The 15,947-nt window shown below is 73.8% G+C and carries 12 protein-coding genes and 1 pseudogene; 8 read left to right on the forward strand and 5 right to left on the reverse strand.

Features of this window, described 5'->3' with window-relative positions:
- Window positions 1–21: 21 nt before the first annotated feature.
- Together ABZ920_RS06340 and ABZ920_RS06345 are read right to left on the reverse strand one after the other, a co-directional pair.
- Window positions 22–1,416: a metallopeptidase TldD-related protein gene (locus tag ABZ920_RS06340; RefSeq protein ID WP_361499363.1), complete on the reverse strand. Its 1,395-nt coding sequence runs from the start codon at window positions 1,414–1,416 to the stop codon at window positions 22–24.
- Window positions 1,413–2,936, reverse strand: a complete 1,524-nt coding sequence (locus ABZ920_RS06345) for a TldD/PmbA family protein (protein WP_361499365.1) — start codon at window positions 2,934–2,936, stop codon at window positions 1,413–1,415. The genes ABZ920_RS06340 and ABZ920_RS06345 overlap by 4 nt, the downstream gene beginning before the upstream one ends.
- A gap of 417 nt (window positions 2,937–3,353) precedes the next feature.
- Here ABZ920_RS06345 and fabG point away from each other — a divergent pair, with 417 nt between their 5' ends.
- The 3 genes from fabG (at window position 3,354) to ABZ920_RS06360 (ending at window position 5,500) form a co-directional block, all read left to right on the forward strand.
- The gene (gene fabG / locus ABZ920_RS06350; RefSeq protein ID WP_361499367.1) at window positions 3,354–4,058 is read left to right on the forward strand and encodes a 3-oxoacyl-[acyl-carrier-protein] reductase; all 705 of its coding nucleotides are present in this window, start codon (window positions 3,354–3,356) and stop codon (window positions 4,056–4,058) included.
- A gap of 5 nt (window positions 4,059–4,063) precedes the next feature.
- Window positions 4,064–4,831, forward strand: a complete 768-nt coding sequence (gene fabI / locus ABZ920_RS06355) for an enoyl-ACP reductase FabI (RefSeq protein ID WP_361499369.1) — start codon at window positions 4,064–4,066, stop codon at window positions 4,829–4,831.
- Window positions 4,832–5,146: 315 nt separating this feature from the next.
- Window positions 5,147–5,500 (forward strand): hypothetical protein, encoded by a 354-nt coding sequence (locus ABZ920_RS06360; RefSeq protein ID WP_361499370.1) that lies wholly within the window; start codon window positions 5,147–5,149, stop codon window positions 5,498–5,500.
- On the opposite strand, the gene ABZ920_RS06365 is transcribed toward ABZ920_RS06360, so the two are convergent.
- On the reverse strand, window positions 5,478–6,170 hold the full coding sequence (locus tag ABZ920_RS06365) for a FadR/GntR family transcriptional regulator (protein ID WP_361499372.1): 693 nt from the start codon (window positions 6,168–6,170) through the stop codon (window positions 5,478–5,480). The genes ABZ920_RS06360 and ABZ920_RS06365 overlap by 23 nt on opposite strands.
- Before the next feature lie 70 nt (window positions 6,171–6,240).
- On the opposite strand from ABZ920_RS06365, the gene ABZ920_RS06370 reads away from it, so the two are divergent.
- The 4 genes from ABZ920_RS06370 (at window position 6,241) to ABZ920_RS06385 (ending at window position 8,893) form a co-directional block, all read left to right on the forward strand.
- Window positions 6,241–7,617 (forward strand): MFS transporter, encoded by a 1,377-nt coding sequence (locus ABZ920_RS06370; RefSeq protein WP_361499373.1) that lies wholly within the window; start codon window positions 6,241–6,243, stop codon window positions 7,615–7,617.
- A gap of 141 nt (window positions 7,618–7,758) precedes the next feature.
- On the forward strand, window positions 7,759–7,875 hold the full coding sequence (locus ABZ920_RS06375; RefSeq protein WP_361499375.1) for an SGM_5486 family transporter-associated protein: 117 nt from the start codon (window positions 7,759–7,761) through the stop codon (window positions 7,873–7,875).
- A 170-nt stretch (window positions 7,876–8,045) separates the two neighbouring features.
- Window positions 8,046–8,252 (forward strand): hypothetical protein, encoded by a 207-nt coding sequence (locus tag ABZ920_RS06380; RefSeq protein WP_361499377.1) that lies wholly within the window; start codon window positions 8,046–8,048, stop codon window positions 8,250–8,252.
- A gap of 122 nt (window positions 8,253–8,374) precedes the next feature.
- The gene (locus ABZ920_RS06385; protein ID WP_361499378.1) at window positions 8,375–8,893 is read left to right on the forward strand and encodes a histidine phosphatase family protein; all 519 of its coding nucleotides are present in this window, start codon (window positions 8,375–8,377) and stop codon (window positions 8,891–8,893) included.
- 148 nt (window positions 8,894–9,041) lie between these two features.
- Here ABZ920_RS06385 and serB read toward each other — a convergent pair whose 3' ends face one another.
- Both serB and ABZ920_RS06395 read right to left on the reverse strand, forming a co-directional pair.
- Window positions 9,042–10,250 (reverse strand): phosphoserine phosphatase SerB, encoded by a 1,209-nt coding sequence (serB, locus tag ABZ920_RS06390; protein WP_361499380.1) that lies wholly within the window; start codon window positions 10,248–10,250, stop codon window positions 9,042–9,044.
- A 1,294-nt stretch (window positions 10,251–11,544) separates the two neighbouring features.
- Window positions 11,545–13,170: pseudogene (locus ABZ920_RS06395) on the reverse strand (streptophobe family protein); the annotation flags it as partial.
- A gap of 227 nt (window positions 13,171–13,397) precedes the next feature.
- Between ABZ920_RS06395 and ABZ920_RS06400 the strand changes: the two are divergent.
- Window positions 13,398–15,920, forward strand: coding sequence for an FHA domain-containing protein (locus ABZ920_RS06400; RefSeq protein ID WP_361499382.1), 2,523 nt, complete (start codon window positions 13,398–13,400; stop codon window positions 15,918–15,920).
- The last annotated feature ends 27 nt before the right edge of the window (window positions 15,921–15,947 follow it).

Here is a 15,947-nt window from a genome sequence, read left to right on the forward strand (position 1 = left end):
GGGTGACAGCCGCCTACGAGGTTATACGCCCTGGCTGACCGAGCTCATGTTGAAATCCGGGACGCGCAGCGCGGGCATCGCGGCCCGGGTGAACCAGTCGCTCCACTCCCGCGGCAGCGTCTTCTCGGTGCGCCCCGCCTCCGTGACCCGCGCCAGGAGGTCCACCGGCGACTCGTTGAACCGGAAGTTGTTCACCTCCCCGGTCACCTCGCCGTTCTCGACCAGGTAGACGCCGTCCCGGGTCAGGCCGGTCAGCAGCAGCGTCGCCGGGTCGACCTCGCGGATGTACCACAGGCAGGTCAGCAGCAGTCCTCGCTCGGTGCCCGCCACCATCTCCTCCAGACCGCGGTCCGAGCCGCCGTCCAGGATCAGGTTCCCGGCGGACGGGGCCACCGGCAGCCCGGTCAGGCCCGCGCTGTGCCGGGTGGTCAGCAGGTGCCGCAGCGCGCCGTCGCCGATCCACTCGACCGCCGGCACCGGCAGACCGTTGTCGAACACGGACATGTCGCCCCCGGAGGAGTGCGCGACGACGAACGGTGCGCACTCGAGACCCGGCTCGTGCGGGTCGCTGCGCAGGGTCAGCGGCAGCTCGCTGAGCTTGTCCCCGACGCGCGTGCCGCCGCCGGGCCGCGAGAACACCGTCCGCCCCTCGGCCGCGTCCCGGCCCGAGGACGACCACATCTGGTAGATCAGCAGGTCCGCGACCGCGGTCGGCGGCAGCAGCGTCTCGTAGCGGCCCGCGGGCAGCGCGGTCCGCCGCTCGGCCCAGCCCAGCCGGACCGCCAGCTCCGCGTCCAGCGCGGCCGGGTCGACGTCCCTGAAGTCGCGCGTGGAGCGGCCGGCCCACGCCGACCGGGTGCGGTCCGGGGACTTGGCGTTCAGCTCCAGCGTGCCGCCCGGCTGGTCGTGGCGCAGCCGCAGCCCCGTCGACGTCCCGAGGTAGGTCGACACCATCTCGTGGTGGGCGAAGCCGTACAGCTCGCGGCCGCCGGCCCGCGCCCGGGCGAACGCCTCGCCGAGCGCCGGCGCGAAGTCCGCGAACACCGCCGACGACGTCTCGGCGGGCGCGTCGGTGAAGTCGGGGGAGGCGGGCACGCCGGCGACCAGCGGCTGCGCGTCCTCGGCGGGCCCGGCCCCGCGCGCGGCGGCCTCGGCCGCCCGCACCAGCGGCTCCAGCTCGTCGCTGGTCACCGCGGACCGCGACACCACGCCCGAGGAGGTGCCCTCCCGGCCGTCGACGGTCGCGACGACGGTGAGCGTGCGCCCGCGCGTGACCCCGTTCGTCGTCAGCGCGTTGCCCGCCCAGCGCAGATTGGCCGTGGACTGCTCGTCGGCGATCACGACGCACCCGTCGGCACGGGACAGCTCCAGGGCCCGCTCGACGATCTCGTACGGCCTGTCGGTGCGCGAACTCATCGGCCGGCCTCCTGCGTGGTGTTCAGAATGGTGACGCCCCGGAAGAGGGCCGACGGGCAGCCGTGGGAGACCGCCGCGGTCTGCCCCGGCTGGGCCTTGCCGCAGTTGAAGGCGCCGCCGAGGACGTACGTGCCCGGGCCGCCGACGGCCGCCATGGAGCCCCAGAAGTCCGTGGTCGTCGCCTGGTAGGCGACGTCCCGCAGCTGCCCGGTGATGCGGCCGTTCTCGATCCGGAAGAAGCGCTGCCCGGTGAACTGGAAGTTGTAGCGCTGCATGTCGATGGACCACGACCGGTCCCCGACGACGTAGATGCCCCGGTCGACGCCGCCGATCAGGTCCTCCGTGGACAGTCCCGCCGGGTCCGGCAGCAGCGACACGTTGGCCATGCGCTGCACCGGCACGTGCGCCGGCGAGTCGGCGAAGGCGCACCCGTTGGACCGCTCGAACCCGGTCAGCCGCGCGATGCGCCGGTCCAGCTGGTAGCCGACCAGCGTGCCGTCCCTGACCAGGTCCCAGGACTGGGCCTCCACGCCCTCGTCGTCGTAGCCGACGGTCGCCAGGCCGTGCTCGGCGGTGCGGTCGCCGGTGACGTTCATCAGCTCCGAGCCGTACCGGAGCTTGCCGAGCTGGTCGAAGGTGGCGAAGGAGGTGCCGGCGTAGGCGGCCTCGTAGCCGAGGGCCCGGTCCAGCTCGGTGGCGTGGCCGATGGACTCGTGGATGGTCAGCCACAGGTTGGACGGGTCGACGACCAGGTCGTACTGGCCCGGCTCGACGCTCGGCGCGCGCATCTTCTCGGCCAGCAGCTCCGGCATCCGCTCCAGCTCGCCCTCCCAGTCCCAGCCGGTGCCGGTCAGGTACTCCCAGCCGCGCCCGGCGGGCGGGGCGAGGGTGCGCAGGGAGTCGAACTCGCCGCTGGAGTCGTCGACGGACACGGCCGTCAGCTGCGGATGCAGCCGCACCCGCTGCTGGGTGGTCACGGTCCCGGCGGTGTCGGCGTAGAACTTGTTCTCGTGCACGGTGAGCAGTGAGGCGTCGACGTGGTCGACGCCGTCCGCGGCCAGCAGCCGCGCGCTCCACTCGGTCAGCAGCGCCTGCTTCTCCTCGTCCGGCACCGCGAACGGGTCGGTCTCGTACGACGACACCCACGTCTTGTCGGCGTGCACCGGCTCGTCGGCGAGCTCGACGTGCTCCTGCGACCCGGCCGCCGCGATCACCTGGGCGGACAGCTTCGCCATCGCCACGGCCTGCGAGGCGACCCGGGCGGCCGCGTCCATGGTCAGGTCCACGCCGGAGGCGAACCCCCACGTGCCGCCGTGCACCACCCGGACCGCGTACCCCAGGTCGGTGGTGTCCGACGACCCGGCGAGCCGGGCGTCCCGGAACTGCCAGGAGGCGTTGCGCACCCGCTCGAACCGGAAGTCGGCGTGCTCGGCCCCGAGCGCCCGCGCGCGGGCGAGCGCCGCGTCGGCCAGGGCACGTAGGGGCAGTGCCAGGAATGACTGATCCACTTCGTGGGGCACGGGTGGGTTTCCCTTCGAATGCTCTCCTGCGGTGACGGTCGCAGGCAGTGAACCACGTCTCACCGCCGCGGAACCCGTGGATGACGCACGCTTCCGCGCGGGCGGCAACGGCACTTCGGCGGCACCCCGCAACGCCCCTGCCGGCCGGGCCCCGCGCGGACCGGAGGCGTACCCGCGTATCCGGTCACCCACGGCGAACGGATGCCGGAGGCCACCGGGGTGGCGCGCCCGTGCGGCTGCCCGGCACGCCGGACCGGCCGGGCCCGCCGACTGTAGGAACCCGACAGGAGCGGGGATGCGCCACTGTTGGTGCCCGATTGTCCCCCGGCACGGCCGGACCGATAGGTTTTCGGGGAAGCCGCCTGCTCATCCAGGTGTCCGGGCGGGTTGTCAGACCGCTATCGAAAGGGTGATCCGTTGAGCCGCTCGGTTCTCGTCACCGGAGGCAACCGGGGCATCGGCCTCGCCATCGCCCGTGCGTTCGCCGACGCCGGCGACAAGGTCGCGATCACGTACCGTTCGGGCGAGCCGCCGGCCGGGTTCCTCGCGGTCAGGTGCGACATCACCGACCCCGAGCAGGTGGAGCAGGCCTACAAGGAGATCGAGGCCGGGCACGGCCCGGTCGAGGTCCTGGTCGCCAACGCCGGCGTCACCCGGGACCAGCTCCTGATGCGCATGTCCGAGGAGGACTTCACCTCGGTCCTCGAGACCAACCTCACCGGCACCTTCCGCGTCGTCAAGCGCGCCAACCGCGGCATGCTGCGCGCCAAGAAGGGCCGCGTCGTCCTGATCTCCTCGGTCGTCGGTCTGCTCGGCTCGGCGGGGCAGGCGAACTACGCCGCCTCCAAGGCCGGCCTGGTCGGCTTCGCGCGGTCCCTCGCCCGTGAGCTGGGCTCGCGCAACATCACTTTCAACGTCGTCGCCCCCGGCTTCGTCGACACCGACATGACCCGCGCGCTCAACGACGAGCAGCGCGAGAACATCGTGGCGCAGGTGCCGCTCGGCCGGTACGCGCAGCCGGAGGAGATCGCCGCCGCGGTGCGGTTCCTCGCCTCGGACGAGGCCTCGTACATCACTGGAGCCGTCATCCCCGTTGACGGCGGACTGGGAATGGGTCACTGATCACCATGAGCGGAATTCTCGAGGGCAAGCGCGTCCTGATCACCGGTGTGCTGACGGAGGCCTCCATCGCCTTCCACACGGCCAGGCTGGCCCAGGAGCAGGGCGCCGAGGTCATCCTCACGGCCTTCCCGCGGCCGACGCTGACCGAGCGCATCGCCAAGAAGCTCCCCAAGCCCACCAAGGTCATCGAGCTCGACGTCACCAACGACGAGCACCTCGGGCGGCTCGCCGACGTCGTCGGCGAGGAGTTCGGCGGCCTCGACGGCGTCGTCCACTCCATCGGCTTCGCGCCGCAGGACGCGCTCGGCGGCAACTTCCTCAACACGCCGTTCGAGTCCGTCGCCACGGCGATGCACGTCTCGGCGTTCTCCCTGAAGTCCCTGACCATGGCCTGCCTGCCGCTGATGCAGAACGGCGGCTCGGTCGTCGGCCTCACCTTCGACGCCTCGTTCGCCTGGCCGCAGTACGACTGGATGGGCCCGGCCAAGGCCGCCCTGGAGGCCACCAGCCGCTACATCGCACGCGACCTGGGCAAGCAGAACATCCGCTGCAACCTCATCTCGGCGGGCCCGCTCGGCTCCATGGCCGCCAAGTCCATCCCGGGCTTCAGCGAGCTGGCCTCCGTGTGGGACACCCGCTCCCCGCTGGAGTGGGACCTGAAGGACCCCGAGCCGGCCGGCCGCGGTGTCGTGGCGCTGCTGAGCGACTGGTTCCCGAAGACCACCGGCGAGATCGTCCACGTCGACGGCGGTCTGCACGCCATCGGCGCCTGAGCGGAACACCGCCCCGCCCGTACCTGAGAGGCCCGCACGTAGCTGCGACGCCCGTAGCCGAAGGCCCGCGCCCCCGACGACCGGGGGAGCGGGCCTTCGGCCTCGGTGGGGGCCTCCGCGCCGACGGGAGCGCGGCGGGGCGTGGTGGCGGGCGGCCGGCGGGGCGCGGGGGCAGGGTGGCGGCCGGCGGGGGCGCGGGGGAGCACGTCACCCGTTCGGCCCATCCGGCCGTGCGGGCTCGGGGGGCGCCCGGCACGCTGGAGGTGCGCGGTCCGCCCGCCCCGCGCTTTCCTCCCCGGCCGAGGAGGTCCCCTTGTGCGCCTGTTCAGCAGCAGCGTGGCCTCAGTGACCGCGGCCGTCACCCTCGTGCTCGCCGTGCCGTACCGAGCCGTGCCGCATCCGCTCGCGCGCCCCCGGGAAGCCGCGAGCCCGGAGCCGTTCGGCGCCGCCTGCCGCACCAGCATCAGCGGCTCGCACGTCACCGCCTACTGCCACAATCCCTACCCGGAGCCGGACCGCGTCAGCCTGCACGTCGAGTGCGCGCGCTGGTGGGACCTCGACAGCGACGGGTCCCCGGTGAACGCGGACCCCGCCCAGACCGTGCGGCTGACCGGCCGCTGCTGGGCGGAGGTCGCCTCGGCGTGGGTCAGTCACGAGCGGGCCGGCTGAACCGGCCCGGACGGCACGACAGCGGATAGCTCGCGGCCTCCGCGGCGGCCGACTCGGCGTCGCCCGCCCGGATCGCGTCGAGCAGCCGCGTGTGGTCCATGCGCGTCTCCGGCGTCAGCCCCCGGCCGACGTCCGCGCGCAGCCAGTCCCGCAGCACCTCGCCCAGGTCCGCGTACATCGCCGTCATGGCGTCGTTGTGGGAGGCGGCCACCACCGCCAGGTGGAAGGTGGCGTCCGCCGCGACGAACGCCTCCGCGTCCCCGGACTCCCACGCCTCCTCGCGCCGCACGAGCAGCGCGTCGAGCTGCTTGAGGTCCCGCTCGGTGCGCCGCTCGGCGGCCAGCTTCGCCGCCCCCGACTCCAGCGTGGCGCGCAGTTCGGCGATGTGCCGCGGATCGGCGCCGGCGAAACGGCGGTGCATCACGCCCGCCAGTTCACTGGTCGCCACGACGTACGTGCCGGAGCCCTGGCGGATGTCCAGCAGGCCGTTGTGCGCGAGCGCGCGGACGGCCTCCCGGACGGTGTTGCGGGCGACGCCGAGCTGCTCCACCAGCTCCGGCTCCGTCGGGATGCGGGTGCCGACCGGCCACTCGCCCGAGGTGATCTGGTTCCGCAGCGCGGCGATGACCTGCTCGGACAGCACCGACCGGCGGGGATGGCTCAGGGGCATGACACACCTTCGCACGCGGGGCCCGGCCGGCGAAGGCCGGACCGTGGACAGGCATTCATCCCATGATTCTATGATGGACCCCATGGCAAGCGAGGAAACCCGGACGACGACGCCGACGACCGAACGAACCCCGGCCGCGACCGCCGCCCCCCGGGAGCCCGGCCCGGCCGCCCCGCCCGGGTGGGCGACACGCCTGGTCGTGGTGGGCATCGTGCTGGCCGCGCTGAACCTCCGGCCTGCCATCACCAGTCTCGGTGCGCTCCTCGAGGAGGTCCGCGACGGGCTCGGCATGAGCGGCAGCGTGGCCGGACTGCTGACCTCCGTGCCCTCGCTGTGCTTCGCCGTCTTCGGCGTCACGGCACCGCGCCTGGCCCGCCGCTTCGGACCCGCCGCGGTGGTGTGCGCCGGCATGGCCGCCATCGCCGCCGGCCTGGTGGTCCGGCCGTACACGGGCGGCACGCCCGGCTTCCTGGCGGCCAGCGCCCTCGCCCTCATGGGCATCGCCGTGAGCAACGTCCTGATGCCGGTGATCGTCAAGCGCTGGTTCCCCGACCGGGTCGGTTCCATGACCGGCCTGTACTCGATGGCCCTCGCCCTCGGCACCTCCGTCGCCGCCGCCGCGACCGTGCCGCTGACCGGAGCGCTGGGCGGGAACTGGCAGCCGGGCCTGGCCGTGTGGGCGGCGCTGGCGGCGCTGGCCGTGCTGCCGTGGCTGCCGCTGGTGCGGGACCGCCGGGCCCCGCGGTCGCCGTCGCGGCGGGACACCGCGCGGGAGGGACAGCCGGACGCGCCGCCAGAGGCGCAGCCGGCCGCACGTCCGGAGGACCGGCCGGCCGCACCGCCTCAGGGGCAGCCGGCCGCGCTGCGCATCACCCGCAGCCGCACCGCCTGGGCCCTCGCCGCCTTCTTCGGCCTCCAGGCCACCGCCGCCTACATCACCATGGGCTGGATGGCGCAGATCTTCCGTGACGCCGGGGTGCCCGCCGGCACGGCCGGCGTCCTCCTCGCCGTCACCATGGTGATGGGCGTCCCGCTGGCCTTCGTCATCCCGCGGCTGGCCACCCGGCTGCCGCACCAGGGCCCGATCGCGCTCGTGCTCGGCGTCTGCGGCCTCGCCGGCTACGCGGGCCTGTACCTCGCGCCGGCCGCCGGCGCCTGGGCCTGGGCCCTGCTGCTCGGCGTGTCCAACTGCGCCTTCCCGCTGGCGCTGACCATGGTCGGCATGCGGGCCAGGACCGGCGCGGGCGTCGCCCAGCTGTCGGCGTTCGCGCAGAGCACCGGCTACCTGATCTCGATACCGGGCCCGCTGCTGGTGGGTGTCCTCTACCAGGGCAGCGGCGGCTGGGGGCTGCCGATCGCCCTGATGAGCGCCCTGATGGTGCCGCAGATGGTGGTGGGCTACCTGGCGGGGCGCGACCGCACCGTGGAGGACGAGGCGAAGCGCTGAGGGAAGCCGCAGGCGGGGCCGGCCCGACGGCCGGCCGTGGAGCGGGCTCGACGACCGGCCGTCGAGCGGGCCCGGACGGGCACGGCGCGCTGACGGCCCCCCGCGGCCCGGTTTCCGGACGCCGGGTGCGAGACTGGCCGTATGCCAGTGCTCGAGCCGAACCCCCGCAACGGCCAGAAGAAGATGCTGATCGTCTTCGGCGCGTTCTTCGCCATCTTCGCCGTCATCGCGATCGTCGCCACCCTCGTCGCTCCGTGACCCCGCCCCCCGCCGGCCGATGGTGGGGCTGTCCCCCCATCCCCTAGGGGGCCGGGTTCAGGGTCAAGTGGGTGGGTCACCGGATGGGCCGGCGGGTGCCGGGTCCGTAGCTTCGAGGTGTGACCGCGGGGCGCGGGCCACGGACCACTCGGAGACCAGCGGAGGCGATCATGTCGGCCCGTACGCACACCCGGCACCACCCGGCGGCCCCGGGCGGCGTCGACACCAGGCTCCCGTGGTGGGCCCTGACCCTGCCGGCGCTCGCCTTCGCCACGCTGTTCGTCCTCCTGCTGAACCCGTCCCACGCCCAGGCGGCGACTGCCGATCCCGCGCTCACCCAGCTGCTGCAGCGCGTCCAGGAGCTGCTCGCCCGCTGAAGACGCCCCCCGAGGGCTCCGCGCGCGGCTCCCGCGACCGCCGCGGCGTGGCCGCCCCACCGCGAGAATCCGCATGTCAACTCCCTGCGCCGCGTGGCCTGTTTCATGCGAAGCTGGGTTCCATGAGCGTCGCAGAACCCCGCAGGATTGTCCTCTTCCGGCATGCGAAAGCCGACTGGCCACAGGTGAACGACCACGAGCGACCGCTCGCCGAGCGGGGCCGCAAGGACGCCGCGGTCGCGGGGCTGAAGCTGGCCGACACCGGCATCCCCTTCGACCTGGCCCTCTGCTCCACCTCGACCCGGACCCGGGAGACCTGGAAGATCGCCGTCCATGAGTTCCCCCACCGGCCGAAAACCGTCTACGAGGAGCGGATCTACGAGGCCTCGCCGGGTGAGCTGATCGCCTTGCTCAACGAGCTGCCGGACGACGTGCGGAACGTGATCCTGGTCGGGCACAACCCCGGCATCCAGGGCCTGGCCGAGGTCCTGTCCGGCTCCGCCAACAGCGACGCCCGCGAGCGGATGAGCCGCCGGGGCTTCCCGGCCGCCGCCTTCGCCGCCCTCACCTTCGACGGCGCCTGGAAGGGTCTGGAGCCGGCCGTGGCCAACCTGGCCGACTACTGGGCGCCGACGGAGTAGCACCGCGCCGGGGCCCGCTCCGCCGGGCCCCGGGGACCTGCCCCGCTGCGCCGCCCGGCTCGTTGTTTGAGAGGCGGGCCGGCTCCTCCGGGACGCTCCTGGCGGTGTCCCTCATCTCGAACGGGCCGGTGCCGTACGGGCCGCGCGCTCAGTCCTCCTCGTGCGCGTCCGCCGCCTCGACCTCTTCCCGGGTGACCCCGAGCAGGTACAGGACCGTGTCGAGGAACGGCACGTTCACCGCCGCGTGAGCGGCCTCCCGCACCACCGGCTTGGCGTTGAAGGCGACCCCGAGACCGGCCGCGTTCAGCATGTCCAGGTCATTGGCGCCGTCGCCGATCGCGACGGTCTGCGCCAGCGGCACACCCGCCTCGGCGGCGAACCGGCGCAGCAGCCGGGCCTTGCCCGCCCGGTCCACTATCTCGCCGGTGACCCGGCCGGTGAGCTTCCCGTCGACGATCTCCAGCGTGTTGGCCTGGGCGAAGTCCAGCCCCAGCCGTTCCCGCAGGTCGTCCGTGACCTGGGTGAACCCGCCCGAGACGACACCGACCTGGTAGCCGAGCCGCTTCAGCGTGCGGATGAGGGTGCGGGCGCCCGGCGTCAGCCGCACCTCGCTGCGCACCTTGTCCACGACCGACGCGTCCAGGCCCGCCAGCAGCGCCACCCGCGCGTGCAGGGACTGCTCGAAGTCCAGCTCCCCGCGCATCGCGGCCGCGGTGACCTCGGCGACCTCGTCCTCGCAGCCGGCGTGCGCGGCGAAGAGCTCAATGACCTCGTCCTGGATGAGCGTGGAGTCCACGTCCATCACGACCAGGCGCTGCGCCCTGCGGTGCAGGCCCGCCGCGACGACCGCGACGTCGACGCCGAGCGCCGCCGCGTCGGTCACCAGGGCGGTGCGCAGGGGTTCCGTCTCCACACCGGACACCGCGAACTCGACGGCCGTCACCGGGTACTTGGCCAGCCGGAAGATGCGGTCGATGTTGCCGCCGGCCCTGGTGATCCGGCCCGCGATCTGAGCGGCCGCCTCCGCGGTCAGCGGATGGCCGAGGACGGTGACCAGGGAGCGTCCGAGGCCGCGCGGCCGGTTGTCGCCGTGCCCGGAGATGATCTCCGCCTGCATCTTCATCGACTCGGCCCAGCTGTGCACGGTGGCCCGCAGATCGCCCTCGACGGTGGCCGCCGGATGTGTCACGAGCGCGCACAGCACGATCCGGCCGCGCGTGACGACCTGCTCGATGTCGACCACGTCGACGGAGAAGGCCGCCAGAGTGTCGAAGAGGCCGGCCGTGATGCCCGGCCTGTCCTTCCCGAAGATCTTGACGAGAAGGGTGGGTACGTCGGAGGTCTGCGAAGCGCTCATGGTGCCCCCACCGTATCCGGCACCCGGTGCCTGCCGCCCGCCCGGTCCGTCTGACGGACAGGGAACTCCAGCCGTCCAGCAGGTGCCCGGCGGGTTACGGCCCGGTCTGCGCGCCGGGCCTTCCCGGCCGTCCGGACGCCGGCCCCCGCCCGCCCGCAGCACGGGTCCGCCCCTGGCGCCCGTCCGGCCGTGCTCCCCGCCCCGGTCGTGATCACTTGCCCGGGGCCCCGGGCGGTGGCGGTGGGGGAGGGGGAGCCTCGTCCGGAGGGGGTGGTGGGGGCCACTCCCCGGGCGGAGTCCGGGGCCGCGGCGGGATCGGCGGCGGAAGGAGCGGGCCGGCCACCGTCGGCGCGCTGTACAGGTCCCCGGACGAGGAATCCGGCCGCGCCTGCCGCGTCGGCTGATCCGCCGGCCCGGTGCCCTCGGGCGGCTGCGTGGGCTGGTCCGGCAGTGTGGTGCCCCCGGGCGGCTGCGTGGGCTGGTCCGGCAGCGTGGTGCCCCTGGGCGGCTGCGTGGGCTGGTCCGGCAGTGTGGTGTTCCGGGGCGGCTGCGTCGGCCGGTCCGGCAGTGTGGTGTTCCGGGGCGGCTGCGTCGGCCGGTCGGGTGGCTTGGTGTCCCGGGGCGGTTGTGTCGGTGGGTGGGGCAGTGTGGTGTCCTGCGGCGGCTGTGTCGGCCGGTCGGGCGGCCTGGTGTCCTGCGGCGGCTGGGTGGGCCGGTCGTAGGTCCTATGGTCCTGGGGCTCCTGCCCCGGCACGTCCGGGGTTGTGACCTGCGACGGCTTCCACCTCGGCCCGTCCGGGACCGGGGCACCGTACGGGCCACGACGCCCGGCTGCCGGCGGGGCGTCCTCCGGTTGCCGCCCGGGCTGGTCCGCAGACGCTGGACCGGGTGGGCCCCAAGTCCGATCCGGCGGCGCGTCGGGCGGGCTCCCAGGCCGGTCCGGCGGCGGTGCGTCGTGCGGGCCCCCGGGCTGGTCCGCAGACGCTGGACCGGGTGGGCCCCAAGTCCGATCCGGCGGCGCGTCGGGCGGGCTGCCAGGCCGGTCCGGCGGCGGTGCGTCGTGCGGGCCCCAGGGCCGATCCGGCGGTGCGCCGGGCGGGCCCCAGGCCCGGTCCGATGGCAGCGCGCCGGGTGGGCCCCAGGGCCGGTCTGGCAGCGTGCTCCCCGAGTCGCCCCATCCCGCATCGCCCCATCCCGCATCGCCCCGCCCCGCGAGCCTCCCGTCCCCCGCGAACCTGCCGTCCCCCGCGAGCCCGCCACCCCCCGCCGGGACCGGAGCCCGCGCGTCACTCCGTGCCAGAGGTGCAGCGCGCCGCCCGGCGGCTCCCGTCGCCCTCGCCAGCAGTGCGCCGGCGGCCCCCGCCCCGGCGCCCCAGACCGCGCCCAGCAGCACAGCCGTCCCCCCGCGCCCCTGCAGGTCGACCCCCGCGCCGAACGCGTCGACGCCGAGCACGGACACCGAGGCGCTGAGGGACACCCCCGTCCACCAGGCGAGCAGGGGCAGTGCCAACGCGGTCACCACTCCGAGCCGAAGTGCGCACTGGCCGACGAAGCCGAGGTGCGGCCGCGCCGGGTCGCCGGGACCGCCTACGGACGAGGTACCGGGACCAGGACCCCGCACGCCCCCGGACTCGGCCCCCGCCGTCGGCACCCGCGTCCGCACACCACCCCCCGGCACCGGCGACCCGGACGTCCCCGCCCCCGCCCCCGCCCCCGGCGACGGTGTGCATGCCGCCCCCGCCCCCTCCGACGTCCGCCCAGCCGCACCCCCCGAAGGGGTCCGCACCGCCGTCAGCGCCCCCGCCAGAAGCATCGTCGCCGCCGCTCCCACCGCCAGCAGCCAGACCCGTCCGTCCAGGGCGGCCAGACTTTCCAGCGTGACCGGCCGGCCGGGACGGGTGGTCAGCAGCGTGTCCAGGGGGTCGGGCAGCAGCCGGGCGAGAGCACCCGTCGCCGTGCCGTCCGCAGGCACGAACAGACCGAGCGGGAGGCCGAGCCACACCCCGTTGGGCGCCCCGAGCAGCGCCCCGCCGACGACCCGCCCGGGGTGATCGTCGCCGGCCGCCGCGTACCCGGCCGCGGCGAGCCCCGCCGCCACCGCGACCAGCAGCGCACCGACCAGCGCGGACACGGCCGGCCGGACCGCTCGGTGGACGGCCTCGAAGCCGCGCGGCAGGGGAGTGCGGCGTGAGGCGAGCAGTGCGATCAGCAGCACCCCGGCCGACCAGCCGGCAGCGGCGAGCACGGTGGGCGCGGTGTCGACGGAGAAGGTGACCACCGCCCGGACGTCGACGAGATCACCGATCGCGTCGGGCAGCAGGCCACCGATGTCCCCCGGATCCCCGAGATCCCCCAGGTCGCCCAGGCCGGGAATCTCCAGGCCCCCGGACCCGCCACCGCCCGTGGACCCGCCCCGTCCGTCGAGTCCGAGAACACCGTCCCGGATCGTGAAGACGCCGTGGCCGGCCTGGACCAGGGCGCCCAGCGTCACCGTGAACAGCACCACCACCGCTGCGGCGCGCGCCAGGAGCTCGGACGGCGCGACCACCGCTCCCGCGCGGCGCAGGGACCGCAGGAAGAAGGAGGACAGCAGCAGCGCGCCGACGAGGCTGACGCCCAGCGGCGTGGCCTCGACGGCGGTGTGCGCCTGGACCCCCTCCCGTCCGAACGCGGACAGCTCGCCGGACGACGTGACGGAGCCGCCCACCGCCAGGGCCATCAGCGCCGCGGCCATCGGCGCCGGCGACCCGGCCGAGTCCGTGCCGGGAGCGTCCGCGCCGAGCAGGTGCACACCGAGTGCGGCCGTCGCCGCCATCCCGGACAGCGCCCAGCTCACCGAGGTGATGGCGGCCGGCAGGATGTCCCGCCACGGCAGACGGGCGTCCCCGCGCGCCCTGCCGGCCGTCGTGGCAGCGCTCATGGCCAACCCCCGATCCGCGCGCGGCCCGTCCGCCGCGCATGTCCCCCTCGCGTGGACTACCACGTACCGCGCCGGTTTCAACCCCGCCGGCGACGGCAGTCGGAGTGCGCCCCGCGCACGCTCCTCAAGGCCCGACTTCCGGTCGGAGAACGGAGCCTGTCATAGTTCCCCCCGATGTTCGACATCCCTAGACTCCCCGCGACGGGGGTAATTCGGGGGACAACTCAGTGGGGCATGGAGTGCCGGAACTCGTACTGCAATCAAACGGACGGACCTGGACGCTCGATGCGTCCGCGTCCTACACCCTGGGACGCGATCCGCAGGGTGACATCGTGTTCGACGACGCCAGGGTCTCCTGGCGGCACGCCACGATCAGCTTCAACGGCCGCGGTTGGGTCCTCGAGGACCACGGCAGCACCAACGGCACGTACGTGGCGGGGCAGCGGGTCCAGCAGGTGGAGATCGCTCCCGGCTCGGTCGTGCACCTCGGCAACGCCACCGACGGACCGCGCCTCGATCTCTCCGGCGCCGCGGCCGCCGTCGTGACACCGCAGGCCCGGCCCCAGCAGCAGCCGTACGCCGCCCAGGGTGCGAACGCCGGCTGGGCGCAGCAGGTCCCGCAGCAGCAGGCGGCCCCGCAACAGCCGCAGCAGGTACCGCAGTCGGCGTCGATTCCGCAGCAGCAGGGCCCCGGCGGCGGCGCGGGGGCGCCGCCGGTCCACGGCGACCGCAGCCCGACCATGTTCCACCAGTTCTCCCTCGGCCGCGTCATGCGCATCGGCCGCTCCCTGGAGAACGACCTGGTCGTCTCCGACCTGCAGGTCTCCCGCAACCACGCCGAGTTCCACTCGACGCCCGACGGCCGGATGGAGATCCGCGACCTCGGCTCGCACAACGGCACGTACGTCAACGGCCAGCCGATTCCCAAGGGCGGCTCGGCGCACCTGGGCCCGGCCGACATCATCGGCGTCGGCCACTCGACGTTCCGGATCGTCGGCGACCGGCTCGAGGAGTTCGTCGACACCGGCGAGGTCTCCTTCTCCGCACGCCACTTGACGGTGACGGTCGACGGCGGCAAGCAGATCCTCAAGGACGTCTCCTTCGGCGTCCCGGAGAAGTCGCTCGTCGCGGTCATCGGCCCGTCCGGTTCCGGCAAGTCGACCCTGCTGAAGGCGCTCACGGGCTACCGCCCCGCAGACCAGGGCGAGGTCCTCTACGACAACCGCAACCTCTACAAGCAGTTCGCCGAACTGCGCCAGCGCATCGGTCTGGTCCCGCAGGACGACATCCTGCACAAGGAGCTGAGCGTCAAGAAGGCCCTCAAGTACGCGGCCAAGCTGCGCTTCCCGGCCGACACCACGGCCGCCGAGCGCCAGGCCCGCATCGACGAGGTGCTGCGCGAGCTGAAGCTCGACATCCACAAGGACAAGAAGGTCACCTCCCTGTCCGGCGGTCAGCGCAAGCGCGTCTCGGTGGCCCTGGAGCTGCTGACCAAGCCGTCGCTGATCTTCCTGGACGAGCCGACCTCCGGCCTCGACCCGGGCATGGACCGCGACGTGATGCAGCTGCTGCGCGGCCTCGCGGACGACGGCCGCACGGTCCTCGTCGTCACCCACTCCGTGGCCGAGCTGGCGCTGTGCGACAAGCTCCTGGTGATGGCGCCGGGCGGCTCGGTCGCCTACTTCGGCCCGCCGGAGGAGGCGCTGAACTTCTTCGGCTACGACGGCTGGGCCGACGTCTTCTCCGCCTTCGAGAACTACCGCGACTACGACTGGGCCGGCCGCTGGAAGGGCTCGCAGCACTACCGGATGTACGCCGCGGACATCGACGCCGGCGCCCCGCAGTCCGCGCACACGCCCCCGCCGCAGGCCGTCAGGCCGCCCAAGCCGCAGGGCTGGGGCTCGCAGCTGCTGACCCTGATCCGGCGGTATGTGTCGGTCATCGCCTCCGACAAGGGCTTCCTCGCGCTGACGGTCGTCCTGCCGGCGGTTCTCGGCGCGGTCAGCCTGCTCATCGACTCGGACAAGGGCCTGCTGGTCAACCCGGTGAACCCGAAGACCGGCCTGCACATCCCGAACGGCACGGCGACCACGGTGCTGCTGATCCTCTCGGTCGGCGCGTGCTTCGCGGGCGCCGCGAACTCCGTCCGTGAGCTGATCAAGGAACGGGTCATCTACGAGCGGGAGCGCGCCACCGGCCTGTCCCGCTCGGCGTACCTGATGTCCAAGGTGGTCGTTCTCGGCACCGTCACCGTGCTGCAGGGCCTCATGGTGGGCCTGATCGGCTTCTCCAGCCGCGAGATCCCCGAAGAGGGCCTGATCCTGGGCAACGCGACGCTGTTCGAGCTGTGCCTGCCGATCATGGCGCTCGGCTTCACCTCGATGATGTTCGGCCTGGTCATCTCCTCGCTGGTGAAGACCGCCGAGAAGACCATGCCGCTGCTGGTGATGTTCGCGATCATCCAGGTCGTGTTCACCGGCTGCCTGTTCACCCTGAACGGCACCGTCGGCGTGAACCAGTTCTCGTACCTGATGCCGTCGCGCTGGGCGGTGGCCGCCGCCGGCACCACGCTGGACTTCAACAACATCGCCCCCAACAGTGACGATCCGACGAGCACGGATCCGCTGTGGGACCACCAGGTCTCGGCCTGGGGCATGGACATGGCGGCCCTGATCGCGCTGGGCGTCCTCTGCGGCTTCCTCGTGGCGCGCTTCCTGCGCCGGCACGAGCCGGAGGTCATGCGCAAGTAGCGGCCGTGCGCGGGCAGGGACGCCGCG

Origin of the sequence: Streptomyces sp. NPDC046831, assembly GCF_040645305.1 — a bacterium.
Classification (GTDB): domain Bacteria; phylum Actinomycetota; class Actinomycetes; order Streptomycetales; family Streptomycetaceae; genus Streptomyces.